Consider the following 24,989-nt stretch of genomic DNA (forward strand, 5'->3'; position numbering starts at 1 on the left):
GGAGGAAAGTTAGATGAAAAAATGGTTTTTAATGGGATTCGTTGTTATTTTTAGTATTGTATCAAGCTCAGTTGTAGTTTATGGAGCAGAAGCTGAACCACAAACGTTTATTACCAAGTTTGATAATACAGATAGCTCCTTGACTGGGGTTTCAGCGACAACGAATTTATATTTTCAAATTTTGGATTATTGGGAAGTCGATCAAGTCAGACTTAATTTGGACTATCAAATTTCTCAATTGACCAAAAATGATGTTTCGAGTGTGACGTTATCGATTAATGGGATGAAGTTCAATTCTTTTCGACCAACAGAAACAAGTCTTGAAAAACAGCACTTAGTGATTGATATACCTAAAGAACTAATTAAACAAGGTTCAAATGTATTAAAAATAGAAGGCGCAATTATGACGACCAACGGTGAAGATCAATGTAGTTTGACGGAGACACCTGCTGATTGGTTGCATATTTTTAAAGGCTCAAATGTTGGTGTAAATTATACCAAAAAAGAAATGCCAGAAACAATCCAAGCTTTTTATGAGCGGTTTAGTGGGATGGATTCTGTTGTTCATAAAGAGGTGGCCGTTATAGTTCCTGAAAAAGCCACTCCAGCTGAATTGGAAACAGCAACTTATACCTTATCTGGGTCTGCAAAAGCAAATGGACAAGATGATCAACAAATTCCAATCGGCACATTAAATGATTCGCATTTAGCGCAATTGCCACTTGTTGTTTTAGTAGCAGAGTATGATCATTTACCTGCTGACTATCAAACTAAAATTGATAAAAATAGTGTCAAAGAGCAAGCTGTTCTAAAAGTGATAAAAAAAGAAAATCAAACGGTGTTAGTCATCACTTCTAGTGATAAGAAAGCATTAGTTAAGGCAGGACGGTATAGTGCAAACGAGGAACTAATGTCTGAAACACAACTAGTTAGTAAAGAGGTGTCTAAAGATTTAGATACGGCAACGTCTCATTTGAAAATTGAAGAGGATTTTCAAATGACAAGTACAGGAGATGAATTAAAAGGGCCTTTTCACCAAGAGCAAACTTACTTTATGTCGTTGCCAGCGAATCGTTCTTTAGCTGCAAATAGTCAAGTGAATTTGGCTTTTCGTTATGCTAAAAATCTTGATTTTGATCGTTCACTTATGACTGTTTCGATTGGTGGTATACCGATTGGCAGTAAAAAATTAACGAAGGAATATGCTGATGGCGATACAGCAACTTTTACCTTGCCGCCAGACTTAGATGTGTCAGGCAATTTTGCAGTGACCGTCAGTTTTGATTTAGAAATTAAAGATTTACAATGCACCCCTAGACAGGATGAGACTCCGTGGGCCTATATTTCTCCAGAGTCTATGATGAGGGTAAACACGAAAGATCGGACAGACTTATTGTTTGAAAACTATCCATTTCCATTTTTAAAAGATGGGAGTTTTAATCAAATAGCAGTGGTTTTACCGGAAGAGATGAATGCTGACTATTATCGTGGGCTGACGAATATTTTTAATTTACTAGGAAAATACGCGCAAGATAATACAGGTGAAGTTGTTTTTTATTCAAGTTCAGCAACGAAAGAAGAGCTAAAATCTAGCAATATTATTACTATGGGTTCAGCTCTAGATAATACGTTTATTAAAGGAATTAATGAGAAGTTATATTTTAAATACGATAAAGACGGAGCAGGATTTTTATCCAATGAAAAATTAAGTATTGAATCTAATTACGGACAACAAATTGGGACTGGGCAGTTACTACACTCACCATACACTGCTAGTAATGGGTTGTTGGTTGTGACAGGAGCTACTCCGCAGTCTGTTTATTTGGCTTCCAAAGAGCTGTCGACTCAAGACAAAGTTCAAAAACATAGTGGAGATGCGTTTACTGTGGATAAAGATAATCGGGTTAATAGCTATCGCTTTAAAAAGAAAGGGGATATCGGAGAAGCAACGACCTTTGTTGATAAAGTTAAAAAGGAATCGAATCTTTTGTTATACCTTGGATTAGTGGGCTTAGTGTTAGCTTCAATTCTAATTGCCTTAATCTTAGCATTTAGAAAAAATCGTTTAGACAAGGAGGATAATGATGAAAAATAATAAATTATTATCCGATTTAGCCTTATTAGGTTTTCTATTATTAATGTTTATTATCGTCGTATTTACAACATTTGATCAAAGTAGTTTTGTTCAGAATATTATTTTTATGAACGTGGCCTTACTATTGGCGATTATCACATATTTTACAACAATTACAGCTGGTTTGATTTTAAATTTAATTTTTATCTTTTTACAAGGAAGTTATGCGTTATACCAATCTATTTCTACAAGTGAAACATTTGGAGCGAGCTTGTATTTTTGGTTAGTAATGACACCTCTTTTATCTGTGACTCTGTATATGTTTAGTTATCGAACACAGAAGCTACAAGCAGAAAATAGTCAGTTAGAACGCAAGAACCGTCAGCTAGGAATATTGGATGATGAAACGAGATTACGAACAATCCGTGCCTATAAAGAGGATGCACAGGTGTTTATGTCAACTTCACGTCGTTTTAACTTACCTGTAACAATGGTTGTGATTCAGGTGAAGCACTGGAATGAATTGCAGCGAATGTTGTCGGAAGACCAAATTTCGGCTGTTATTGGACGTGTTACAAGTACAATGAAGCAGGCGATTCGAGATAATGATATTTTATATGTCTTAGAACGCGAAAACTTAACTTGGGGTTTGCTACTTTTTACAGATCAAGCAGGTGCAAGAGTTGTAACAGAACGGATTAAAGAATTTTTTGAAGAGTCAATTAGTGATTTTTCAGCTAAGAATCAAGTTCAAATTGAGATAAAATCTGGTGCGGCAGAATATGTACAAGAAACGATTAAAAGCCCGTATGACTTTGTTGAGGCAGCTATAAAAGAGTTAGAGTATGATGTGTAATAAACAGTTGGGAAAATAGAATGAGCCAGAAATTTAGCCTGATTCACTTAGACTTGTTGATTCTAAGTGAATCAGGCTAATTTTTATTTTTAAAAAAATACATATATCGTTATTAAATGTTTGACCTTTTTTAATAAAATAGATTAAAATAAGGATGAGATAAAGCTTTAGATAGATTAGTGGAGAGAAAGAGGAGTGGTTCAACATGCAAATGGGTTATTATATCCCGATTTTAGTTATTTGCTCGTATTTGATCGCTCTGTTTACAGCATATAATGTTGTTAGTGTGAATCGTTTATTAGATGATAAAAGTAGTTTGTATCGGAATGGTTGGATTTTGGTGAAAGCAATCGTGATGAGTGTTGGAATTGGTGCGATGCAATATGTGGGGTTAATGGGTTATTTAAATCACACAAATTTTAGCTACACACCATTTTTTGCTTGGTTCGCACTTGGATTGCTTTTTTTAGGCTGTTATTTAGCTTTTTTGTTAATGAGTCGTAAAAAAACAACTAAAAATGACTTATTCATAGCAGGATTGTTGTTAACAGGCGGGTTGCTAGGTGTTCATTATATGGGGATGCGAGCAATCGTTTCAAATGGCATTTCGTATCATCCACTATTCTTAATGGGTTCAGTATTGCTTAGTTTCATTTCTGGAATGTACACTATTTGGATTGTTATCACTCAAAATAAGTTATTGACTGGACAATTACGTATCATCCAAGATGCTAAAAAAGCGATTGTTTTAGCGTTATTATTAAGCGCCGTATTTTATTTTGGATTAGTCGAACTTCAATTTGAAACGGATTATTTTCTACAACCAGAAATGGGACTAGAAGCTACTTATTTAGTTGTTACAATTAGCTTATTTACCATTCTTCTACAATTAAGTTTTCTTGGGGTTTCAGCTGTTAGTTTTGCCTTTGATACAAATCGTCGTGAAATTAGTAAGTTAAAAGATATGAGTTATTCTTTACTAAAAAGTAATCCGGATCCGGTATTATTAATTAATGCAGCGGGGGAGATTCTTAGTTTAAATGATGCAGCCCAGTTGCTTTTTTCAACGGAATTAGAGCAAGGGATTACGAGGATTGAAGAAGTAATGGAACCACAGCAATATTGTCGTTCAGTTAGTTATTTTACTGAAGCAATAAATGAAAGAAAAAATGTTCAATTTGAAACTAAAGTCACAACTAATGATGGAACGGTCAAGGAATTTAAGATTCAGATTGTGCCTATCATAATTGAAGAGCTAAAAATTACAGAAATATTTTTAGTTGGGGCAGATATTACGAAAGAAAATCAGGTGGAAAAAATGATTCGTAGTTTAGCCTATCATGATGGACTGACAAAGCTCCCTAATCGTTATTTTATGAAAGAATATATAGAAGATTGTTTAAATGAATTGAGGCAACGGTATGCGTTTCAAAAAAAGACAATCCTCAGTATTTATTATATTGATATGACTGAATTGAAAAAAATTAATGATCGCTATGGTCATAATATTGGCGATTTATATTTAACAAAAGTGGCACAGAGAATTCAACGGTATATCGGAAAAGAATACTTTTTAGCTAGGGTTGGAGGCGATGAGTTTGTCTTAACGTTTATCGAGGAATACGCTGGGGAAACGGAAGATGTAGGGGAAAACTTATTAAAAGTATTTGGTAAAGCAATGGTTATTGAAAAAATCCGATTATTTCCGGCAGCCAGTATTGGGCTAGTGAAGGCATATGAAGATGGTAGTGAATTTGAGGAATTACTGACAAAAGTAGATATAGCGATGTATTCTGCCAAACAGCAAGTTCGTGAAACAGGTAAAACATTGATTATTTCATATTCACAATATGAAAAGCAACTGCAAAATGAGTATCAAAAAGAGCTAGAGTTAATGAAGGGGATTGAAAAAAAGAATTCTTGTTACACTACCAGCCTAAGGTTCATGCAGACACAGAGGAGCTTTATGGTGTTGAGGCCTTGATTCGTTGGCAAGTTCCTTGGGAAGACGATTTACGCTATCCAGATCAATTTATTCCTTTAGCTGAGCAGACAGGACATATTATTCAACTCAGTGAACAAATAATTGAAATGGCTTGTCATCAAATTAAAGTCTGGTTGAATCTAGGTTTTACAATCCCAGTTTCATTGAATTTATCAGCCAATGATTTCCATGGAGATGCTTTGGTTTGTTTAGTTGCGAAGCAGTTAGCTAAGCATCAAATACCACCTAATTTATTGGAATTAGAGATTACAGAAACTGTATTAATGGCTGATTTAGCTGAATCCCAAAAGAATTTGAAGCAACTCCATAAAATGGGTGTCCAATTAAGTATTGATGATTTTGGAACGGGCTATAGTTCTTTACGTTATGTGATTGATTTTCCGATTCAAAGTTTAAAAATTGATCGAAGTTTTACTGAGGCTTTAAATTTAGATGCGAAGGTAACGGCGGTGACTGAAACAATTATTCAATTAGCAGATAAACTGCATTTACAAGTTATTGTTGAAGGAGTCGAGACGAAAGAACAATTAGCCACTCTTAAAACGATGGGGAATTTTATTATTCAAGGCTATTATTTTTCGAAACCTGTTTCTGCCAAGGATGTCACAGACAAGTGGTTGAAAGGGTAACTTATTAAAAAACCTACCAATTAAACTAATTTGGTAGGTTTTTTTGATGGAAATTTTATTGTTTGCGTTTGTATTGACGCATATGCTCAGTAATGCCAGTTAAGACAATTGGAGCTGGATCTTCGTCAGTGCTACTAATTTCTAATGTTGAACCATCTTTAGGAAGCTCTTCTTTAAAGCGTGTTTCATATTCCGAAATAGATAATTTTTTGCGATTTGTTAATAAGTCTTGATGTTCAGCAGTAGTGATGAATTCTTTAAAGCCAGGCTGTAAAGTTCCACTGAAAAATTCACCAACAGCGCCAGAACCATAACTAAAGAAGCCAATTTTATCCTCGGCAGCTAAGTTTGGTTGATGGTCTAAAAGTGAAATAAAGCTTAGGTAAAGTGATCCTGTATAGATATTGCCAATGTTACGACTATACAATGTGCTTAAGCGATAGTTTTCAGTTAATTGTTCTTGAACGTCACTAGGTGCAGTTTCAATAATCAAGTCTAAAGCTTTTTTTCCCATTTTAGTATAGGGTAAATGGAAGCACAAGGCTGCAAATTTTTCTAGAGGTTGTGAAAACTTCCGTTGATATTCTGCCCAAATGGTTTCAAAGAAATGTAAGTATTGTTCAGTTGAGTACTTTCCTTGTACACAAGCATATTCAGAGTAAGTTGGACGCCAAAAATCCATAATATCTTCTGTTAAGAAAACTTGGTCATTTTCTAAAGCAATACAGCGTGGATTTGTAGAAAGTAACATGGCAACAGCTCCAGCTCCTTGAGTCGCTTCTCCAGGCGTATCAAGTCCATAACGAGCAATGTCTGAACCAATGACTAAGACTTTGCTATCAGGATGTTGTGCAATATAATCTTTTGCTAAGTTAATGCCAGCAGTGGCTCCGTAACAAGCTTCTTTAAACTCGATTGAACGAGCGAAAGGCTGTAACTTTAAGAGACGGTGGATATAAATAGCGCCAGATTTTGATTGATCAATTCCTGATTCAGTCGCTAAGATGACTAAATCAATTTTTTTGCGGTCTTCTTCTGTTAAAAAATTAAGTGCTGCATTAGCACCCATGGTCACAGCATCTTGGGTAATCGGTGCAAAAGCCATTTTGTCTTGTCCGATTCCAATGGTGAATTTATTTGGGTCGATACCGCGCGCATTAGCTAATTCTGTCATATCAACATAAAAAGCAGGGGTATAAAAACTTAGTTTATCGATTCCTATTTTCATATGAACGTCCTTTTTGTTAATATATTTTGAAACACTTTAAGTTTAGTAGAAAATCTGGTAAAAAACAATACATTCGCTTGATTCTAGTCAAAATTTAGTTAAATCTTTAGTTCCTAACTGCTTTTTCGATTTAAATAGTGGAATTTTCGATTTGCTTGAGTCAAATCACTGGAAATTCAGAAATTTATACAATTTTTAAGAATTCCCATGCTATAATGCAAGTAGATTATAATTAAGGTTCATTTCATCTCGCAAACCACGGGAGGAAAAAGCAGAATTCCAATAGAAGTAAAAAAAACACTTTTTCGGGTATTTTTTGTTTTTATAATGTGGCTAAAATTGCGAGTTCAATAGACTAAAAAGGGAGATTGCTATGAGAGAAATAGTTATTATAGATGCAGTGCGAACACCGATTGGGAAATACCGTGGTAGTTTGAAAGATAGCTCAGCAGTTGATTTAGGCGTAACAGTAGTAAAGGGTGCGTTAGAACGTGCTAATATCGATCCAGAGAGTGTTGATCAAGTTATCTTTGGAAATGTTTTGCAAGCTGGTTTAGGTCAAAATGTAGCTCGTCAGATATCAATTAAAGCAGGAATTCCTTATCAAGCTGTTGCTATGACGATTAATGAAGTTTGTGGTTCTGGTTTAAAAGCAATCATGTTAGGTAGACAAGCTATTCAACTGGGTGAAGCAGATGTTGTCGTTGTTGGTGGGACTGAAAACATGTCACAGGCCCCTTCTTTGGTTGCCAGTACAGCGGTCGGAATGGAGTTAAAATCAGAAGAATTAATCAATAGCATGTTTCATGATGGATTAACAGACGCTTTTGGGGAATATCCAATGGGCGTGACAGCTGAAAATGTTGCTGAAAAATTTAAGGTTAGTCGAGAAGAGCAAGATTTGTTTGCTTATCAGTCCCATATGAAGGCTGCCGCAGCTCAAGAAAAAGGGTTATTTAAGTCTGAAATTGTTCCTGTTCCATTAGCTGAAGGAACATGGTTTACTGAAGATGAAACGATTCGTGGCAATTCAACAGTTGAAAAATTAGCAACTTTAAAAACGGTTTTTAAAGAAAATGGGACCGTGACTGCTGGTAACTCATCAGGCATTAACGACGGCGCATCAGCCTTGATTTTAATGTCTAAGGAACGAGCAATTGCAGAAGGAATTCCTTATTTAGCAACAATAAAAGCAACTTCTGAAGTTGGGATTGCTCCTGAAATTATGGGTTATGCACCTTATTATGCTGTAAAAAAAGTCTTAGAAAAAGGCGATTATACGATTGATCAAATTGATTTATTCCAATTAAACGAGGCCTTTGCTTCTCAGTCGATTGCTGTTGCTCGTGACTTAGAAGTACCAGCGGAAAAGTTAAACATTTATGGTGGAGCAATTGCATTAGGTCATCCAATCGGTGCATCAGGCGCACGAGTTGTGACCAGTTTGCTTCAAGAATTACAACAAACCAATACTAAAGTTGGGATAGCTTCCTTATGTATCGGTGGTGGACTAGGTGTGGCAATGGTTGTTGAGCGAGATTAATTCAGCCCATTAACATTTGATAGGAGCTTAAGACGGCTCTCAACAGTCAATTAAAGGAGAGATGTAATTTGGATTCGTCTATTTCTAAATTTTATCAAAAAAACCGCTCTGAGCGTATTCAGCTTTTGGTGGAACGAGGTTTTTTAACGCAGGAAGCGGGCCGTCAATTGTTGGACAATCCACTGTTAAGTGATGCGATTGCGGATAGTATGATTGAGAATCAAATTGGGCAATTTCCGTTACCGTTGGGAGTGGCTTTGAATTTTTTAGTCGATCAAAAAGATGTCATCGTACCAATGGTTGTCGAGGAGCCTTCTGTGATTGCTGCTAGTAGTAATGGCGCAAAAGTGATTCGCCAATTAGGTGGGTTTACGACAACTATTAAAGAACGTGCTATGATTGGTCAATTGATTTTCCAAAATTTGGTAGATGTTCTAGCTGCTGAAAAATTAGTGCAAGCTAGAAGCGCTGAGATTATTGAAATTGCTAATTTAGCGTATCCATCAATTGTGAAACGTGGCGGCGGAGTGAAGCGCGTTGAAACGCGGGTGATTCTAAATGAAAAATCTGAGCCTGAATTTTTAACCGTTCATTTGATTATTGATGTTCAAGAAGCGATGGGTGCCAATATGATTAATACTATTTTAGAGGCGACTGTTGGACCGATAACGGAATGGATTCAAGGCGATGTATTGATGGAAATATTGAGCAATTATGGCGATTGCTCTTTAGTAACGGCGACTTGTGAAATTGATCCAAACCAACTGACAACTTCGAGCTATGATGGACAATGGATTGCTCAGCGAATTGTGGAAGCGACACGTTATGCTGATTTAGATCCGTACAGAGCAGCGACCCATAATAAAGGGATTATGAATGGGATTGATGCAGTTGTGTTAGCTTCGGGCAATGATTTTAGAGCGATTGAAGCTGGAGCGCATGCCTATGCTAGTCGAAATGGACGTTATCAAGCAATGTCTAATTGGAGTATTAATGAAGTCGGTCATTTAGTGGGAGAATTGACGTTACCTATGCCTGTAGGAATGGTGGGCGGCGCCATTAGTGTATTACCGTTAGTTAAAGTTAATCAACAACTTTTAGCAATTGAAAAAGCGAGTGAATTAGCAAGTGTTATTGTTTCTGTTGGTCTTGCTCAGAATTTTTCTGCCTTAAAAGCCTTAGTTTCTGAAGGCATTCAAAAGGGACATATGTCCTTACAAATGAAATCTTTAGCGATTCATGCGGGAGCAACAGAGTCTGAAATTGAGGAAGTTGTAGCGCAATTAAAAAAATCAAAAAATCAAAATTTAGCACAAGCTCAGAAAATTTTGGCTGAAATACGATAGTTGGATATAAATAGATTGAAAAGCTGATTGGGAAACCTTTCAGCTTTTTTATTTGGAGTAAAAGATACCCATTCTCATTTTCTATGAAATTAGTGACTATTTATCTAATTTTAAATAAAATAACATTTGATAAATATATTATACTTAGTTTTAAGTTCTTACTTATAACCGATTAGATAGAAATGAGGAAATTATTGATGAAGATTGAAGATAAATGGAAAGATGCTTATTTATATTATGTGACATTTAGAGTGGAACAGTGTAATTTATTCCGCGTAATTGATAAGACGCTTGTCTTATATGAGGAATTGGAGATAGATGAAATTTCAAAAATAATTAAAAGAAACTTTAATGATGTCCATGAGGTTCTTTCGGTTGATGTTTACCAAGAAGTACTTGTGATTAAAGAGTGTAGATAAGAATTTCGCGATTGAATAGGTGTACTTAGTGACTAGGCACTTTTTTATCCTTGTATCAGCTTTGGTAAAACGGTAAACTAAAGGCAAATAATACAAAGTGAGGGAGGACAAACAATGACAAAAATAGTGTTTTTTGATATAGATGGTACCTTATTAGATAAGAAGCGAAGAATTCCCGCGTCTGCAAAATTAGCTATTTTAGAATTGAAAAAACAAGGAATTATTCCGGCGATAGCAACTGGTCGCCCACCTTTTCTAATTAAAGAAATTTTAGAAGAATTAGCAATTGATACACATATTAGCTTAAATGGTCAATATGTTGTGCATAAAGGTGAGATTGTGTACCAAAACCCAATGGAAGCCCATTTAGTCGAGCGCTTAGCCCAAGCAGCTGAAATAAACAAACAAGGCATTGCCTTTGCAGGCTCAGAAATGATAGCAGGAAATTCACTAACTACAACAGGAAGCCGCAAATGGCAGAAAAAATTAAGTCGAATTTTGCCTTTCAGTCCACCGACTTTTTTAATAAATGCGGCTTTTAAACGTTCAGATAAAATCCATGGCAACCGCCCTGTTTTGAAAGAGTATTATGAGAATCGTTTGATTTATCAATGTATGTTACATGCAACTGAAGAGCATGATGCCTATTATAGTCAAGAATTTCCTGACTGCAGTTTTATGCGCTGGAATCCGTATTCTGTGGATGTTTGTCCAAATAATGGATCAAAAGCAGTTGGAATTACTAAATTAATGCAATTTTTAGAATTCCCAATAGAAGCATCAGTCGCTTTTGGTGACGGGCTTAATGATCAAGAAATGTTGAAAATTGTGGGAACAGGGGTAGCCATGGAAAATGGTCGTGAGGAATTAAAAGCGATTGCTGATTATATTACCGATAAACCAGAGGACGATGGCATTCTCAATGGATTACGGTTACTTGAGATTATTAAGTAGAGTCTAGCTCTACTTTTTATTTTTTTAGCTTGATTTAAGCGGTCTTGTTTAGTGGGAAAGTAAAAAATCTTTTTGTTATTTCTATTGTTTGTATTCTTGATTTGAAAGGGTTTTTGAGAATGTTTTTGTTATAATATGGTTTTTTATAAAAAGGATAGGTTGACCTTCAAATTATTCATCGGTATACTAATTGTAGCTATTCTTATTTAGGAATGGAAATAATTAACGAGGTGATTATTTGTGACAAAAAATCTAGACAGCCACAAATCGAATTTAACTACTGATGCAGGCGCACCAATTGGGGATAACCAAAACTCAATGACAGCTGGTAATCGTGGTCCAGTTTTAATCCAAGATGTTGCACTTTTAGAAAAGTTGGCGCATTTTAACCGTGAGCGTATTCCAGAGCGTGTGGTACATGCAAAAGGTGCCGGTGCCCATGGATATTTTGAAGTGACGAATGATTTAACGGAATATACAAAAGCTGATTTCTTATCTGAAATCGGGAAAAAGACACCTGTATTCACACGTTTTTCAACGGTTGCAGGTGAAAGTGGTTCTGCAGATACATTGCGTGATCCTCGTGGTTTTGCAGTAAAATTATATACTGATGAAGGAAATTATGATATTGTCGGAAATAATACGCCTATTTTCTTTATTCGCGATGCAATCAAATTTCCAGATTTTATCCATACACAAAAACGTGATCCTCAAACACATTTGAAAAACCATAATGCTATTTGGGATTTCTGGTCATTGTCACCAGAATCTTTACACCAAGTGACGATTTTAATGTCAGATCGTGGAATTCCTGCGACGTTCCGTCATATGCACGGTTTTGGAAGTCATACCTTTAAATGGACCAATGCTGCTGGCGAAAGTGTTTGGGTTAAATATCATTTTAAAACAGAGCAAGGAATTAAAAATTTAACAGCTGAAGTAGCTGAAGAGTTGGCAGGAAGTAATCCTGATTACCATACAGAAGATTTATTTAATGCCATTGAAAATGGAGACGCACCAGCTTGGAAATTGTGTGTCCAAATTATGCCTTTAGCCGATGCAGATCATTATCGTTTTAATCCATTTGATGTAACCAAAGTTTGGTCACAAAAAGACTATCCATTAATTGAAGTTGGTCGTATGGTCTTAGATCGTAATACAGATAATTACTTTGCAGAAGTAGAACAAGTAACCTTTACGCCAGGCAATATTGTACCAGGAGTTGATTTTTCACCAGATAAATTGTTGCAAGGTCGTTTATTTGCTTATGGTGATGCTCATCGTCATCGCGTTGGGGCAAATAGCCACTTATTGCCAATTAATCGCCCGAAAAATGAAGTTAAAAACTACCATCGTGATGGAGCAATGCGTTCAGATGCGAATGGTGGAAGTTCCGTTTATTACGAGCCTAATAGCTTAGGTGGACCAACTGAAACGCTAGCAAATAAACAAGCTAGTTTTGAAGTTCATGGAATGGCGGATTCAGTAGCGTATGACGATGATGACCATTATACTCAAGCTGGTGATTTATATCGTCTACTATCTGAAGATGGTAAAACACGCTTGATTGCGAATATTGTAGGACACATGCAGCCAGTTGAAGATGAAGCGATTAAAGTTCGTCAAATCCAACATTTCTTAAAAGCTGATCCAGAATATGGAGCGCGTGTTGCAGCTGGTTTAGGGATTAACATTTAAAAATACTTGAGGTAGATTAACTCTAAATAAAAAAGGCTGAACAACTAGATTTTTCTAGTTGTTCAGCCTTTTTGTTTGATACTTATTTGAGTATTCTTATTTTTCGACAGTACGAGTATCGATTAAAGTCGTTTTAGTCCCTTCGATAATCAAAGCTGTACCTGGTGGAATTGTTTCTTTTCCCAGTTGGAAGTCAGTTTTTGAAAAGTTTGCAACGACACTTAAATCAGCTCCAAAATCTGTTCTTTGAACGAGACGGTCTTCTGATAAATAACTGAAATTAGTCATTTCATGTTGGAGCGCTTTTTCTTGGAAGGGGGTCCATGTTTTGGCATTTTGGACAATATCTTCTTTTCTATCTTGCCAAGTTGCTTGGTCTAAATGAACCATCGGTGGAGTGTTATACAAGTACTCTTGTAAACGACGTTGACCGGTTAGTCCTTTTATTTTATAGCTATCCCATTCCCAGTGGTGTGAAGTAATAACAGAGCGGTTATAAACTAATTTATAAAGAGGGACAGAGTATAAAGGGTCCGTGTAGATTGGTTTGTATTCATCTTTAATTGGGACTACTTTATTGTATTTAGATGGAATTCCACCGTCAACAGCAGCGTAATCACCCACATAATACTCACTCTCTTTATTCTGACGCATATCAGGGTCTGACCACATAATGACAGGCGTTTCTAAGCCATGAGCATAGACCATCCCTTCACTGGCAAAATCATTTCCTGTTTCAGCACCAACTACCATTCCTAATGAATTGAGATAATTCATTCTTTTTAATCTAGCATCAACATCATCTGCTTGAGTTGTTTTATGAGTAGGATCATAATCGTTATAGATTTCGCCAGCTGCATCCGTATCTAAGAACCAAGAATTGAAGGGAATGTTATTGGCTAAAATCCCAGTTACACGCTCTTTTACGTCAGGGAAAATTAACGTAGAATTTAGTTTACGGCCTTTGCCTAAGAAACCAGGGATTTTATCGCCTTTTTTATTGGTAATAGTAGCATCTTCATATAATGTTGGATTTGGGAAAGAAGCCGTATTCCAATCAATGCTAGCATCTTCTTGAATGGATTGATAAGAATCATAAGGTCCAACTAAATAGCCTTTATCATTGGCTTCAGCAACCATTTTAGGATTCATTAAACCATTTGCCCAGTTAGGCAAGCCAATCCAAGCCTTGTTGATTCCACTTTTTTTCATATCGGTTAGAACATTAGTTGAAGCTTTTTGTCCCCATTGTTCAAGTGGTTTTGTAACATCTGTACCTAAAGTACCAGCCATTAAATGTTGATTTAATGTGTAACGTTCTTGCTCGGTTAACTTATCAACGCCTTTTTCAATCAGTTTACTAGCAACTTCATCAGGCTTGGTGAAAATCTCAGAGTTGTAAAATTCCGGATAAAGTAGTACATAGTTTAGTGAATTTAAGAAAACATTTTGTTCATATTTATAAGCTTCGCCAGCTTTGATAGCAGGTAAAATACTTTGGTATTCTTCATCACCATCTTCGCCATATTTGGCTAATAGTTCGCCAATCCATTTGAAAATCGGTTCATCTATTTTAGCAGCTAAAGCTTGCCATTTTACATCGTCACTAGTCAGCAGTCGGTTGTTCCAAAAGTAGATTTGTAAAGCACCATTCATCTTATTAATTTCAGGATTTTCTTGCGCTTTTTGTTCTAATGTTTTAAATTTATCCAGTGCAACTCGGTCTTTTTGATAAGTTTTTGCAATCGCAACTGGATCATTATCGGTTAAATAGATACGATAATTCAAAGTTTTATTCGGGTCGAAGCCTACAAAGGTATGACTCGTTTCAAAACTTAGATGTGGTTCAGTAGCAGCTGTCATTTGGCTATTGAAGGTATTATCTAAAACAAAGGTCGTGGCAAAGTTTGGTTGATTAATACTAAAAAAGCTCATTGAGAAAGCTTCAAGTAAGTCGATTTCGTTATTTCCCAGGAAATACTTAAGCCATTCTGGTTGGTTATTAGGAATCGATTTCCCTTCAGCAATTGGGAGTGTGTAATTTTCTGCATCAATTTTAGGCCAACTAAAGGTATTGTCTTTTTTTGCTTGATTGAGTATCTTGACAGCTAAATGATCTTTTTCTTTTTTTAGTGTAATTTCAACGTGTTCGTCAGGATAGCTCCAACTAATTTCGCTAGCTGTTTCTTGATAATCGGCTATTTTTCGTGGCTGTTGAGGTTGTGCCACAATTTCAGTTTTGCCATTGGTTGTCAGGCTTAATTGAAAGGTTTCAGGATCAACTTTGTAATCAAAATCCTTTTTAGCATAGCTTTTATTTTTTGAAAATTCTTGTTCAGTTACTTTTAAGCTAGGTTTATTTGTTTTTGATTGACCAGTAATGCCGCAACCAGTCATCGTTAAACTTAGTAAAGCTAGTGATGTAACTATTTTTTTGAAATTCACTATTTATTCCTCCTCCTCGATTAAATACCAGTATATAGGAGGAATGTTACAGAAATATGGCGCTATAAAAAACGAGGAATTAAATGAGCATCAGCCCTTTTAATTCCTCGTTTCATGCTCTGTGTTCTTATCTGAATTTACGGTAAGCAAAACCTATTGTGCCTAATAGTGTACTTATAAATCCTAAAAGAATAGGCAGATTGGAGTCTTTTTCACCCGTTTGTGGGAAATCACTAGCATCAGTTGAGCCTGATTCTAGCTTTGGAAAAATAGCTGCGTCAGTAGCTGGTTTTTGTTTTGGATCATTTGTTAGTTGCTCAACTTTAGGTAGTTGAGTCTCAGGAACAGTAGTTTCTGGCGTTTCAGTCGGTGGAAGAATTGTTTCAGGAACTTCAGGTACTTCAGGAACTGGAATAGGTTGACCAAAGTTAAAATCAAGAGCAAATTCACCTTGATAAGGTTCATGTTCAACAGTGACTTTAATGTCTTCGCCTTGGGCATTTTTTCCCATTCTTGAGTAGGTAAATCTTTGATTATTTAATTCAGTCAGTTCAAAAGCTGCTGCATAATTCATACCTAAAGAGACGTGAGCTCTAAGTTTATTGCCACGAAGAACATCATAGTAACCAAAATCTCCCCGCGGTTGCCCAGTAGCTTTGTCAAAAAATTCATAACGATTAGAAGTCGCTTCATAACGAGCCAGACCTAAAAAACTACTATTATAGGCAGAAACATCTTGCCCATTTTCGTCATACACAACAGTTCCTTGCCATTTTGTATTCGCCAAAATATCTCGACCAGGTAGATTCTGGTCAATTGTACCAGTTTCAGTAACTAGTTCTGATAAAGGCGTGGTAAATTCTAACTCACCTGCATAAGGTACATGGGCAACATCAACTAAACCTTCACTACCATCAAGCAGTTTCCCCATTCGTTGGTAGGTAAATAAGTCAGTGTTTAAGGTCAAAATATCAACAACAACATTATAATTTCGAGTTTGGGAAATCAAGACTCTTTTTTTCTGATCTTGCGTTAAGAAGTAAATACCACTGTCACCACGAGAAAGACCTGTTGCAGCATCGTAAAATTCATAACGGTTTGTAGTCGCATCGTATCTTGCTAAACCAATAAAACCCGCATTTAAAGCTGTTACATCATTGCCATTTTGATCGGTGACTGTAGTCCCTTGCCAATTTGTAGAACCTAATAAGTCTTGACCAGGTTTGCTTTCTTCAGGTTTTTCTATTTCAGGGATCTCAGGTTCTGGATTTGTTTCGCCAAATGTAAAATTAAGAGGATATTCTCCTAAATAAGGTTCATGTTCTACAGTTACTTTGATGTCTGCTCCTTCAGCGTTTTTCCCCATACGAGTATAGGTAAAACGTTGGCTGTTTATTTCAGTCAATTCAAAAGCGGCCGCATAGTTCATACCTAAAGAGACATGAGTTCTTATTTTATTTTCACGAATAACATCATAATACCCATAATCACCGCGAGTTTGTCCACTGACTTTATCAAAAAATTCATAACGATTGGTTGAAGCCTCGTAGCGGGCTAGACCTAAAAATCCTCCATTATAAGCTGAAACATCCAAGCCATTTTCATCATAAACAACAGTACCTTGCCACTTAGTATCTGCTAAAATATCTCGTCCAGACTTGCTTTTGTCAATTTCACCAGTTTCAGTAACTAAATCAGTTAGTGGCGTAGTAAAGTCTAAAGTTCCTTGATAGGGTATATGCGCAACATCGACTAAACCTTCGCTACCATCTGCAAGTTTTCCCATCCGACGGTAAGTAAAGAGTTCATTATTTAGAGTCAAAATATCGACAACGACATTGTAATTTCGCGTTTGGGAAATCAGGACCCTTTTTTTCTGATCTTGCGTTAAGAAGTAAATGCCGCTGTCACCACGGGAAAGACCAGTTGCTGCATCAAAAAATTCATAACGGTTTGTAGCAGCTTCATATTTTGCTAAACCAATAAAGCTTGTGTTTAAATCTGTTACATCATTGCCGTTTTGGTCGGTAACGGTAGTCCCTTGCCAATTTTGTGAACCTAATACATCTGAGTTTGCTCGGTTAGTAACAGCGTGCCCTTCAATTGGAAGTAGTAAAGGTAGCATCAGAATCAGCACCAATAATAAATTAAAATACTTTTTTAAGCTAGTTTTGTTTGTCATAGTCAAGCTCCTTTTTATTTTTTAGTTATCTTAGCAATATCTTAGCATAGAGCTTACGGAGAAGGCATAAACACAAACTAAAAAAACTATAAACAATTTATAAACTTTTAGTTTAAGGCTCTGACTAGTTTAATAACCAGCAGTCTCTTTTTTGTTGAAATCTAGCTAAATTTCTAGTTATGCGTTAAAATAAGTACGAATGAAAATTAGTTGATTAATAAAATAACTGAGCATGTAGTAAGGAGAGCAGCGTATGGAATTTTATACATTTGATTATTTAGTCAATCAATCGCAAAGCAATAACTATTTAAAGTATTCTCTTATTTTTTGTATCCTTCTTTTTTTAGCATTTGTCATCATTAAATATATGCGAAATCGAATTCAAACTAAGTATCGAGATTTAAGTTTAATTTTATTTTTAAGTCTAGTTTTTATCATTGGTGTACAATTTACCAATTATTCACAAGGTCAATCGAGTATATCCCAGTCAGGACAAATGGTTCATTTCATTACTCAAGTAGCGATTAATGAAGATACTGAGACGAAAGAAATTAGTGTGAATTCAACTTCTCTGACAGATGAAATGGTGATTAAACTAAAGAACGAGTATTATCAGGTTGATTTTAATTCGGATTTTTCTGCATACAGTTTAATGAAAGTTCACATTGTTGATTCTGATATAAAAATTAACGGAACGAACCAAAAATAAAAGGGGGAAAGTCAGATGGATTTATATTATTCAGCTATTATTAAGTTAGGTCTCGGCTTTATTTGCCTGATTATTCAAATCAATTTATTAGGTAAAGGGAATTTAGCTCCTAGTTCGGCTATGGATCAAGTTCAAAATTATGTGTTAGGGGGCATTATTGGAGGGGTTATTTATAATGAAAGCATAACAATCTTGCAATTTTTCCTCGTGTTAGTTATTTGGACGATTTTAGTGCTAGTAATGAAATTCGCTAAAAATAATAATGTGTATATTAAACGTCTGATTGATGGAAAACCAATTACCTTAATTTCTAATGGAGAAGTGTCTGTCAAGGAATGTTTAAGATGCGGTATCTCGGCTAATGATTTGTCTTTTAAGTTAAGAGCAGCTGGAATTTATGAAGTTTCAACGGTCAAAAAAGCTGTTATGGAGCAAAATGGACAATTTACCATTATTCAATATGGAGATGAAAGTATTAAATATCCAATTGTGGTTGATGGTCAGGTGAATGAGGATGTTTTAGACCTGATTCAAAGAGACCAACAGTGGATTGAAGGAGAATTAAACCAGCGTGGCTATAGCATGGGTGAAATTTATATGGCGGAATACATTTCTGGTGAGATCCGTATTTATCCATATGCAGAAAAATAAGAGTTCTCTATACGGGCAAGCAAGAAAAATATAGGCTACAATCATGACTATTTTTATTCATGATTGTAGCCTATATTTTTTATTTAATCAGCGAATGGAAAGAGTAGCTTAAATTGAATCATTTGTTTTTTTATCGAGACATCTAGCTCAAATTGATGTTGTTCAATAATCGTATTTACAATCGCTAAGCCTAAACCTGTCCCAGCTAGGTTTTTATTACGGGACTTTTCCTCTACATAAAAAGCTTCCAAAAGTTTACGTGGCTCAAAAGTATCGGAAAGAGATGTTTTATTTTGAATTGAAAATTGTAAGTCAGTATCATTTTTTTCCCAAGTGATAGTGATTTCAGGTGCAGTCGCATATTTTAAAGCGTTGCTTAACAAGTTATCAAAGACTCGAGCTAGTAAAATCCTATCAGCATCAATCAAACGATGTGCTGGAACTTTATCTGTGAGGTTGAATGTGATTTTTTGCGTATCTGCTGCGAGTTGAAAATTACTGAGCCGTTCTTTAAATAGCTGTTTTACATCGATTTTTTCTACTTGTAAATCTTGTTGCTCTAATTTAGCATAGTCAAGCATTTGATCAACAGTTAAACTTAATAAGTCAGCCTGTTTTAGAATAGTAGCAAGGTAGCTACCATCGTCTAAATCGTCAATAATTCCATTTCCGTATGCTTTAATTAAGGCGATTGGAGTTTTTAATTCATGAGTTAAATCAGCAGTAAACTGTTTTAGTTGTTGATTTTTATTCAATAGACTTATTTGATAATGCTCTAAATCAGCACTCATTTTATTAATATGAATGGCTAATTCACCGATTTCATTGGGTGGAATATCCTCAACTTTAATAAAGTTTAATTTGGCTATCTGCTCTGTAACACGTTTAAGTTCGGATAAAGGTTCCGTAATTTTTTTTGTAGAAATATAAATAATAAGTAGTGCTAACGTTAAAATTAATCCTAAAGAAATAAAGGTGAAGGTGTTGATAATCGTTGCAGTTTCCGAAAAATCAACTAGCGAGATTCCAACCAAATAAAGTTGATTGTCTAAGATTTGTAAATGAACTAAAAAGCTTGATTTTTGTTTGCCCTGGTCGTAGAGTTTTTGAATGGATTTCGGTGAGGCTTGCAACTGTTGAATGGTATCATCAGTTACCCAAAAACGATTTAAAGCAACTCTTTCTCTTAAGAGAGCTGTGTGCAAGGATTCATTTAAATCATCAGTGCTTAACCCGTTGAAATCAGCCGCAATAATGGTGACTTGTTCATTTTCAGCCAATTCTTTTAACTTTTTAGGTGTTCGCTCTGTGCTAGTTGATTTTTTTAATGTGGATGTAACAGTAGCAACTTTATCTTCCATTTGATGCAGATAGTAACGAGGTAAAAATAAAGTGTTTACTAGAATAACTAGCAGAAAAATCGAAACAATTAGAGTTGTTAACATCAGAAGGAGTTTGGTACTGATTTTATAAGGTTTATGCTTCAATGCTATAGCCAACTCCTCGTTTAGTGTGAATAACTGTATCGCCAACTTTTTCTCGTAAACGGCGAATATGCGTATCGACTGTTCGATCGACACCTGAGTAATCCATACCCCAAACACCGACTAATAATTGTTCTCGAGTTAGAATATGGCCTCTATTTTTATAGAGTAGCATCAATAAATCAAATTCTTTCTTGGTTAAATCTAGTGGGACTTCATTTTTCCAGACTTTCATAGTCATGGGGTCAATGGTTAAATCGGCTAAGTGAATGGAATCCGTTAAGTTAAGTAGCTTTTTGACACGTAAGATTAGTACTTGAGGATGAAAGGGTTTAGTTACAAATTAATCAACTCCATTAGATAATGAGTGAAATTCATCTTCGCCTTGATTTTTAGCCGTTAACATTAAAATTTTGATTGGACTTTCTTTTTTCATTTGGGCAGCGACTTCCAAACCGTCCAGCTTAGGCATCATCCAGTCTAAAATCGCAATATCCAACTGTTCTTGATAAAAAACTTCCAAGGCTTCTTCGCCATTAGTTGCTGTAAAAGTAGTAAATCCAGCTTTTTTCATGTATGCACAAAGAATTTGTAGCATTTCTGGATTGTCATCAGCGATTAAAACATTCATGATTAAGAGGCTCCTTTTAATAGGGTTATTATCTTTTTACTATACAGCAATGCTAATTGTTTAGCCACCTTAAGCTAAAATTAGATGGTGTCAAATTTATCTAATTTAAATTGTTCGATAAGCTCAATTAGTTTTTCTGCATACTTAGGATCTGTCGCGTATCCACCAGCTTTAAGAGCGTGAGCAGCTTCTATATAATTTTTTGCTGTTTTAACCGGAGCATAACTAGCGCCTTCTAAAAAGACAATATGATCAACCATAGATTCTTGAACAGTGTCGTATTTTTTAAAAGCAGCATCAATGGTGATTCGTTCCCCATCCTCATATTCGTCGGTAGGTAAGGTTGTACTTTGATCAGATTCTTGTGCTTTAATCCCAAATAAGTTATTTGATTCTTGCGCCAATTCACTATTTCCCCAATCAGATTCCAAAATTGCTTGTGCAATGGTAATGCTAGCAAATAAGTTTGTTTGAGCTTGTAAATTTTGAGCTTCATCGGCAATCTTATCAATAAAGACAGTTTGATACTTTGTTGAATATTCTTCAGCTGCAACATATTCGTATTCTTTTGGTTGACGATTTGAAAACAGAAAGGCTCCTATAATACTGACAGATAGTAGTAGACTTAACATGATTTTTTTATTTTTTTGAGTAATGATTAATTTTTTTTTCATATAGACCATCCTTTTTTTATTATTGATTAGAGTATACAAAAGAAATGTTACAAGATTGTGGCGAAATTTCATTCTAATCGCGTTTCTTTTTTTTGAAAAAAAAGCTATAGACCAATCCAGACAAGGTTTTTGAAAAAAAAAATTTAGTGTATGAGAAATTCCATTTTCTATGGAAAAAATAAGATTAGGTATTTATAAAACTTTATTTTATTTTTAACAAAAGTAAATCTTAAAATGGTAAAATAACTAAGCAATCCTATTTTTAGGATTTGAAATATAATCGTTAAGATTATGGAGGTGGATCAAGGAATGAGTAAAGAGACAATTTATAACTTTTTATATAATCACGCTACTGCATTTGTTGATTATTGGGTGGATACTTATTATGTTCATACAGAAGAGCATAAGTTACGTATAGATGAAAAAAACTACTTAACAGGATATAAAAGGGAATGCTTGTACTTATTTCAAGCGCTACAAGAAGCAATGCATAATGATTCTGATATCAATTCTCTGTGTTATGGTATTGGTGAAGATCGAGCAGCCATGTCAACGCCTTATAAAGAAGTCTATCTTAACTTTTTTAAGTTTAATGATACAGTTATTGAGTTCTTAATCAATGCACAAAAATCAAATCAGATAGTGATATCCGATGCGGATGTAATTGATTATATGAAAATCCAAAAAAAGCATGAGGTAGATAATCACTATGCTTTATTTACAGGATATATGGGGTATACAACTAGTTTATTTGACTAGTTATTGTTAGTATTTTAAGATTAAAATCCATAAAAAAAAACCAACTTCGTGTTTTTTTCTATGGATTTTTTTTGTTATTAATGGTATTTTTAAAATTAGAATGATTCATAATTAATAATAAGTATAAATAGTTAGTTGAAAGATAGTAAACAAAGATAAGGTGGTTATGTAGTTGTCTTATGAAATTGGTAAAGGGTTAAGTCGACAGTATTTGTTATTGAGACAATTGCACAATTCGTCAGTGCCGTTAACTAAAAATGACTTATCAAAGGAATTAAACTGTTCCAGACCAACTTTAAATAACACCTTGATATTGGTAGATAATCTGATTGACAGATACGGATCAATTGAAAAGAGTAGTGATGGAATTATATTAAAAGAAAAAAAAAGCATTAATGACGCTTTTATAAAAGCTATAATCTTGAAAGAAACTGTTTTATACCAATTTGTCTATTCCATTCTATTTGAAAAAATTGTATCCATTGAAAGTTGGGCTTTTGACCATTTTATGAGTACTTCCTATGTTTATAGTAAAATGAAAAGTATACGCGCTTTTTTAAGAGAAAATAAATTGGAATTAGTAACTGGTGGGGAGTTTATTACTATTGAAGGTTCTGAACACCAAATCCGTTTTTTATTCTTCCAATTATTTAAACACACGTCATTGATTGATGAAGAGTGGCTTTTTTCAAAATATAATGTCAAGGCCATTGCCCAGCTAAGTCAAGATTTAGCAAAGGAATTAGGTATTTATTTTTCCCCCGTTTGTGAGTATCAATTTTGTATAGCAGTGGCTATTAATTTACAGCGCTCTTGCAATGATTATCATGGGGAACCTTCTGAGCGCCAATGGGAATCGTGGAAATATTATCAAACTCAATTCAATTTTAACAATGCATTTTCAAATTTTGAAAGAAAGATTGGTAAAAAAATTGAAGAAGCGGAACGGATAAATATACTGTACAGTATTATTCAGTTACCTTTCCGTTATTCTTCTTATGAAAATGCTATGAGCCGCATTAAAAATATTAAGGCATTGGTACCAGAAAGTTATCAACTTGCCAAAGAGCTGTTTGCTGTATTCCATGAAAATCCTAAAACCAATTATTTTGGATTTGCTTATTTATTGGATATGTTTGCCGTGTTCTCAGCTATCGAGCTTTATCAAGATATCTCTGTTGTTAAGCTATTTTCTGATGAAGAAAATGAACAATTATTTGCAAATAAAGAACTTGTAAAACAGGTTGAAGACTTAATTAGTGAATATGAAGAAAAATCCGATTTTTATTTTTTAAAGGTAAATCGTCAATACTTATTAAAATCCATTTTTCAGATGAATCAGTTTTCAGAAAGATTACGTGGGATTAGTAAAGTGATTCGAGTAACGATTATTTCTGAAAAGGGATATAGCCAAGAATTAAAGCAAGGTGCTAAATTTTTACAACAATTTACTCAAAATAGGATTGAGCTGATTAATTCTTTAGAAGTTTATTTTGATGAAGCACATTTGAATGTGGACTTGATTTTATCTGATTACTATCCAGTTAATATAAGCTCTGATTTGCCAATTTTTTTATGGAATAGTGAGCCAACGGAAAAAGATTTTAGAATGTTAAAAAAGCAGATTGAATTATTGCTTGAAGGTAAACCTGATTTGGCTAATGAGTAAGTTAGCTAAATCAGGTTTTTCATTCTGTTAAAAATAGCTTAATAATGGACAAATGGAAACGGATTCGGATATACTATGGGTGATTAAAGAATGGTTTAATGCTAGTGTTTTTGGAGAATCGGGTCCAGATAGACAAAGGGGGATTATTTTATGAAAAATAAGTTCGCACCATGTTTATGGGTAGATAATCAAGTGGAAGAAATGACAGAATTGTATACAAAAGTCTTTGAAAATGGGAAACCATTAAAGACATTGTATTTTTTGGAAGATGCACATGGTAAGATTGGAGATATTTTAACACAATCGGTTCAGTTAGCGAATCAAGAATTTATTTTGTTAAACGGTGGCCCAGAGTTTAAGGCAACACCGTCAATTTCCTATATGGTTACTTGTACGTCAGAGACTCAGCTTCAAGTTCTTTGGCAGGAACTGAGTGAGGGCGGGAAATTATTGATGAACTTGGCTATTTATCCAGGAGTAGGACAATTTGGTTGGCTTGAAGATCGTTTTGGCATATCTTGGCAGTTTTCTTTAGATCAATCTAGCTCTAGTCAAAAGATTACACCTTGCTTTATGTTTTCTGGTGAACAATATGGCAATGCTAGTCGTGCTGTAGCAGAATGGATTGAGGTATTCCAATCAGGGGAGATCTTAGAACATTATTCTAATGAGGATTTAACGACTAAATTAGCTAAATTCACCTTGCATCAGCAAGAATTTATGGCGATGGATAGTGCTGTTGATCATGATTTTACTTTTTCTTTGGCAAACTCCTTTTATGTTTATTGTGAGAATCAAAAGGAAATTGATCGATTATGGACAGCTATTACTAGCAAAGGAACAGAAATGCCCTGTGGTTGGATGGGTGATCGATTTGGTGTCGCTTGGCAAACCGTTACAAGGGATATGGATACAATGTTAGATCGAAAGAATTTAACAAAAGCGCTTGCTGTAACGCAGGCAGTCTATGGGATGATGAAGATAGATAGTGAAGAACTCAGAAGAATCTATAATGAAGCCTAGCAGTAGGTTG

At 35.0% G+C, this 24,989-nt stretch carries 21 protein-coding genes; 14 read left to right on the top strand and 7 right to left on the bottom strand.

The genetic code is table 11. The annotated features are described in order from the left end of the window. Window positions 1–13: 13 nt before the first annotated feature. The 4 genes from MHI00_RS01945 to MHI00_RS01960 all read left to right on the top strand — a co-directional run bounded on the left by MHI00_RS01945 (window position 14) and on the right by MHI00_RS01960 (window position 5,564). Window positions 14–2,095 (top strand): cellulose biosynthesis cyclic di-GMP-binding regulatory protein BcsB, encoded by a 2,082-nt coding sequence (locus tag MHI00_RS01945; protein WP_341110548.1) that lies wholly within the window; start codon window positions 14–16, stop codon window positions 2,093–2,095. Next, the gene (locus MHI00_RS01950; protein ID WP_010052603.1) at window positions 2,085–2,930 is read left to right on the top strand and encodes a diguanylate cyclase domain-containing protein; all 846 of its coding nucleotides are present in this window, start codon (window positions 2,085–2,087) and stop codon (window positions 2,928–2,930) included. Before MHI00_RS01945 ends, MHI00_RS01950 begins: the two co-directional genes overlap by 11 nt. A gap of 205 nt (window positions 2,931–3,135) precedes the next feature. Continuing rightward, window positions 3,136–4,914 carry a sensor domain-containing diguanylate cyclase gene (locus MHI00_RS01955; RefSeq protein ID WP_341110555.1) on the top strand — a complete coding sequence of 593 codons (1,779 nt, stop codon included), beginning with the start codon at window positions 3,136–3,138 and terminating at the stop codon, window positions 4,912–4,914. Beyond that, window positions 4,851–5,564 carry a putative bifunctional diguanylate cyclase/phosphodiesterase gene (locus MHI00_RS01960; RefSeq protein ID WP_080639166.1) on the top strand — a complete coding sequence of 238 codons (714 nt, stop codon included), beginning with the start codon at window positions 4,851–4,853 and terminating at the stop codon, window positions 5,562–5,564. The genes MHI00_RS01955 and MHI00_RS01960 overlap by 64 nt, the downstream gene beginning before the upstream one ends. Window positions 5,565–5,619: 55 nt before the next feature. Here the strand turns inward: MHI00_RS01960 and MHI00_RS01965 are convergent, their stop codons facing one another. Then, on the bottom strand, window positions 5,620–6,792 hold the full coding sequence (locus MHI00_RS01965; RefSeq protein WP_341110559.1) for a hydroxymethylglutaryl-CoA synthase: 1,173 nt from the start codon (window positions 6,790–6,792) through the stop codon (window positions 5,620–5,622). 373 nt (window positions 6,793–7,165) lie between these two features. Here MHI00_RS01965 and MHI00_RS01970 point away from each other — a divergent pair, with 373 nt between their 5' ends. The 5 genes from MHI00_RS01970 to MHI00_RS01990 all read left to right on the top strand — a co-directional run bounded on the left by MHI00_RS01970 (window position 7,166) and on the right by MHI00_RS01990 (window position 12,752). Further along, on the top strand, window positions 7,166–8,335 hold the full coding sequence (locus MHI00_RS01970) for a thiolase family protein (RefSeq protein ID WP_341110562.1): 1,170 nt from the start codon (window positions 7,166–7,168) through the stop codon (window positions 8,333–8,335). A 68-nt stretch (window positions 8,336–8,403) separates the two neighbouring features. After that, window positions 8,404–9,681: a hydroxymethylglutaryl-CoA reductase, degradative gene (locus MHI00_RS01975; RefSeq protein WP_341110565.1), complete on the top strand. Its 1,278-nt coding sequence runs from the start codon at window positions 8,404–8,406 to the stop codon at window positions 9,679–9,681. Between the two features lie 197 nt (window positions 9,682–9,878). Continuing rightward, complete coding sequence (locus MHI00_RS01980) at window positions 9,879–10,100, top strand: hypothetical protein (protein ID WP_341110568.1); 222 nt, start codon at window positions 9,879–9,881, stop codon at window positions 10,098–10,100. A 114-nt stretch (window positions 10,101–10,214) separates the two neighbouring features. Continuing rightward, window positions 10,215–11,054 carry a Cof-type HAD-IIB family hydrolase gene (locus tag MHI00_RS01985; RefSeq protein ID WP_057000110.1) on the top strand — a complete coding sequence of 280 codons (840 nt, stop codon included), beginning with the start codon at window positions 10,215–10,217 and terminating at the stop codon, window positions 11,052–11,054. Between the two features lie 318 nt (window positions 11,055–11,372). Continuing rightward, a complete protein-coding gene (locus MHI00_RS01990) occupies window positions 11,373–12,752 on the top strand; it encodes a catalase (protein WP_390882041.1) in 1,380 nt (459 codons plus the stop codon). A gap of 96 nt (window positions 12,753–12,848) precedes the next feature. On the opposite strand, the gene MHI00_RS01995 is transcribed toward MHI00_RS01990, so the two are convergent. Then, window positions 12,849–15,197: a glycoside hydrolase gene (locus MHI00_RS01995; protein WP_341110583.1), complete on the bottom strand. Its 2,349-nt coding sequence runs from the start codon at window positions 15,195–15,197 to the stop codon at window positions 12,849–12,851. A gap of 127 nt (window positions 15,198–15,324) precedes the next feature. Next, a complete protein-coding gene (locus tag MHI00_RS02000) occupies window positions 15,325–17,379 on the bottom strand; it encodes a DUF4822 domain-containing protein (RefSeq protein ID WP_341110586.1) in 2,055 nt (684 codons plus the stop codon). A gap of 253 nt (window positions 17,380–17,632) precedes the next feature. Here MHI00_RS02000 and MHI00_RS02005 point away from each other — a divergent pair, with 253 nt between their 5' ends. Together MHI00_RS02005 and MHI00_RS02010 are read left to right on the top strand one after the other, a co-directional pair. Then, complete coding sequence (locus MHI00_RS02005) at window positions 17,633–18,088, top strand: DUF3290 domain-containing protein (RefSeq protein WP_010052618.1); 456 nt, start codon at window positions 17,633–17,635, stop codon at window positions 18,086–18,088. 15 nt (window positions 18,089–18,103) lie between these two features. Further along, entirely contained in the window at window positions 18,104–18,739 is a 636-nt protein-coding gene (locus MHI00_RS02010) for a DUF421 domain-containing protein (RefSeq protein ID WP_010052620.1), read from the top strand. Between the two features lie 83 nt (window positions 18,740–18,822). Here MHI00_RS02010 and MHI00_RS02015 read toward each other — a convergent pair whose 3' ends face one another. The 4 genes from MHI00_RS02015 to MHI00_RS02030 all read right to left on the bottom strand — a co-directional run bounded on the left by MHI00_RS02015 (window position 18,823) and on the right by MHI00_RS02030 (window position 21,528). Then, the gene (locus MHI00_RS02015) at window positions 18,823–20,226 is read right to left on the bottom strand and encodes a sensor histidine kinase (RefSeq protein WP_341110597.1); all 1,404 of its coding nucleotides are present in this window, start codon (window positions 20,224–20,226) and stop codon (window positions 18,823–18,825) included. Beyond that, window positions 20,216–20,458, bottom strand: coding sequence for a winged helix-turn-helix domain-containing protein (locus tag MHI00_RS02020; protein ID WP_341110598.1), 243 nt, complete (start codon window positions 20,456–20,458; stop codon window positions 20,216–20,218). Before MHI00_RS02020 ends, MHI00_RS02015 begins: the two co-directional genes overlap by 11 nt. 108 nt (window positions 20,459–20,566) lie before the next feature. Continuing rightward, a complete protein-coding gene (locus tag MHI00_RS02025; RefSeq protein WP_341110600.1) occupies window positions 20,567–20,854 on the bottom strand; it encodes a response regulator in 288 nt (95 codons plus the stop codon). An 80-nt stretch (window positions 20,855–20,934) separates the two neighbouring features. Beyond that, the gene (locus MHI00_RS02030; RefSeq protein WP_229252208.1) at window positions 20,935–21,528 is read right to left on the bottom strand and encodes a glycoside hydrolase family 73 protein; all 594 of its coding nucleotides are present in this window, start codon (window positions 21,526–21,528) and stop codon (window positions 20,935–20,937) included. A 309-nt stretch (window positions 21,529–21,837) separates the two neighbouring features. Here MHI00_RS02030 and MHI00_RS02035 point away from each other — a divergent pair, with 309 nt between their 5' ends. The 3 genes from MHI00_RS02035 to MHI00_RS02045 all read left to right on the top strand — a co-directional run bounded on the left by MHI00_RS02035 (window position 21,838) and on the right by MHI00_RS02045 (window position 24,979). Then, window positions 21,838–22,287 carry a hypothetical protein gene (locus MHI00_RS02035; protein ID WP_318589373.1) on the top strand — a complete coding sequence of 150 codons (450 nt, stop codon included), beginning with the start codon at window positions 21,838–21,840 and terminating at the stop codon, window positions 22,285–22,287. Between the two features lie 172 nt (window positions 22,288–22,459). Beyond that, a complete protein-coding gene (locus tag MHI00_RS02040; protein ID WP_341110609.1) occupies window positions 22,460–23,956 on the top strand; it encodes a helix-turn-helix domain-containing protein in 1,497 nt (498 codons plus the stop codon). A 150-nt stretch (window positions 23,957–24,106) separates the two neighbouring features. Next, window positions 24,107–24,979, top strand: a complete 873-nt coding sequence (locus MHI00_RS02045) for a VOC family protein (protein ID WP_341110612.1) — start codon at window positions 24,107–24,109, stop codon at window positions 24,977–24,979. The last annotated feature ends 10 nt before the right edge of the window (window positions 24,980–24,989 follow it).

Origin of the sequence: Carnobacterium sp. FSL E2-0243 (genome assembly GCF_038003605.1) — a bacterium.
In the GTDB taxonomy this organism is placed as follows: domain Bacteria; phylum Bacillota; class Bacilli; order Lactobacillales; family Carnobacteriaceae; genus Carnobacterium; species Carnobacterium maltaromaticum.

Coding starts and splice junctions, on each gene's coding strand:
- MHI00_RS01945 (WP_341110548.1), top strand. CDS start 14: ATGAAAAAATGGTTTTTAATGGGATTCGTTGTTATTTTTAGTATTGTA.
- MHI00_RS01950 (WP_010052603.1), top strand. CDS start 2,085: ATGAAAAATAATAAATTATTATCCGATTTAGCCTTATTAGGTTTTCTA.
- MHI00_RS01955 (WP_341110555.1), top strand. CDS start 3,136: ATGCAAATGGGTTATTATATCCCGATTTTAGTTATTTGCTCGTATTTG.
- MHI00_RS01965 (WP_341110559.1), bottom strand. CDS start 6,792: ATGAAAATAGGAATCGATAAACTAAGTTTTTATACCCCTGCTTTTTAT.
- MHI00_RS01970 (WP_341110562.1), top strand. CDS start 7,166: ATGAGAGAAATAGTTATTATAGATGCAGTGCGAACACCGATTGGGAAA.
- MHI00_RS01980 (WP_341110568.1), top strand. CDS start 9,879: ATGAAGATTGAAGATAAATGGAAAGATGCTTATTTATATTATGTGACA.
- MHI00_RS01985 (WP_057000110.1), top strand. CDS start 10,215: ATGACAAAAATAGTGTTTTTTGATATAGATGGTACCTTATTAGATAAG.
- MHI00_RS01990 (WP_390882041.1), top strand. CDS start 11,373: ATGACAGCTGGTAATCGTGGTCCAGTTTTAATCCAAGATGTTGCACTT.
- MHI00_RS02000 (WP_341110586.1), bottom strand. CDS start 17,379: ATGACAAACAAAACTAGCTTAAAAAAGTATTTTAATTTATTATTGGTG.
- MHI00_RS02005 (WP_010052618.1), top strand. CDS start 17,633: ATGGAATTTTATACATTTGATTATTTAGTCAATCAATCGCAAAGCAAT.
- MHI00_RS02010 (WP_010052620.1), top strand. CDS start 18,104: ATGGATTTATATTATTCAGCTATTATTAAGTTAGGTCTCGGCTTTATT.
- MHI00_RS02020 (WP_341110598.1), bottom strand. CDS start 20,458: ATGAAAGTCTGGAAAAATGAAGTCCCACTAGATTTAACCAAGAAAGAA.
- MHI00_RS02025 (WP_341110600.1), bottom strand. CDS start 20,854: ATGAATGTTTTAATCGCTGATGACAATCCAGAAATGCTACAAATTCTT.
- MHI00_RS02030 (WP_229252208.1), bottom strand. CDS start 21,528: ATGAAAAAAAAATTAATCATTACTCAAAAAAATAAAAAAATCATGTTA.
- MHI00_RS02035 (WP_318589373.1), top strand. CDS start 21,838: ATGAGTAAAGAGACAATTTATAACTTTTTATATAATCACGCTACTGCA.
- MHI00_RS02045 (WP_341110612.1), top strand. CDS start 24,107: ATGAAAAATAAGTTCGCACCATGTTTATGGGTAGATAATCAAGTGGAA.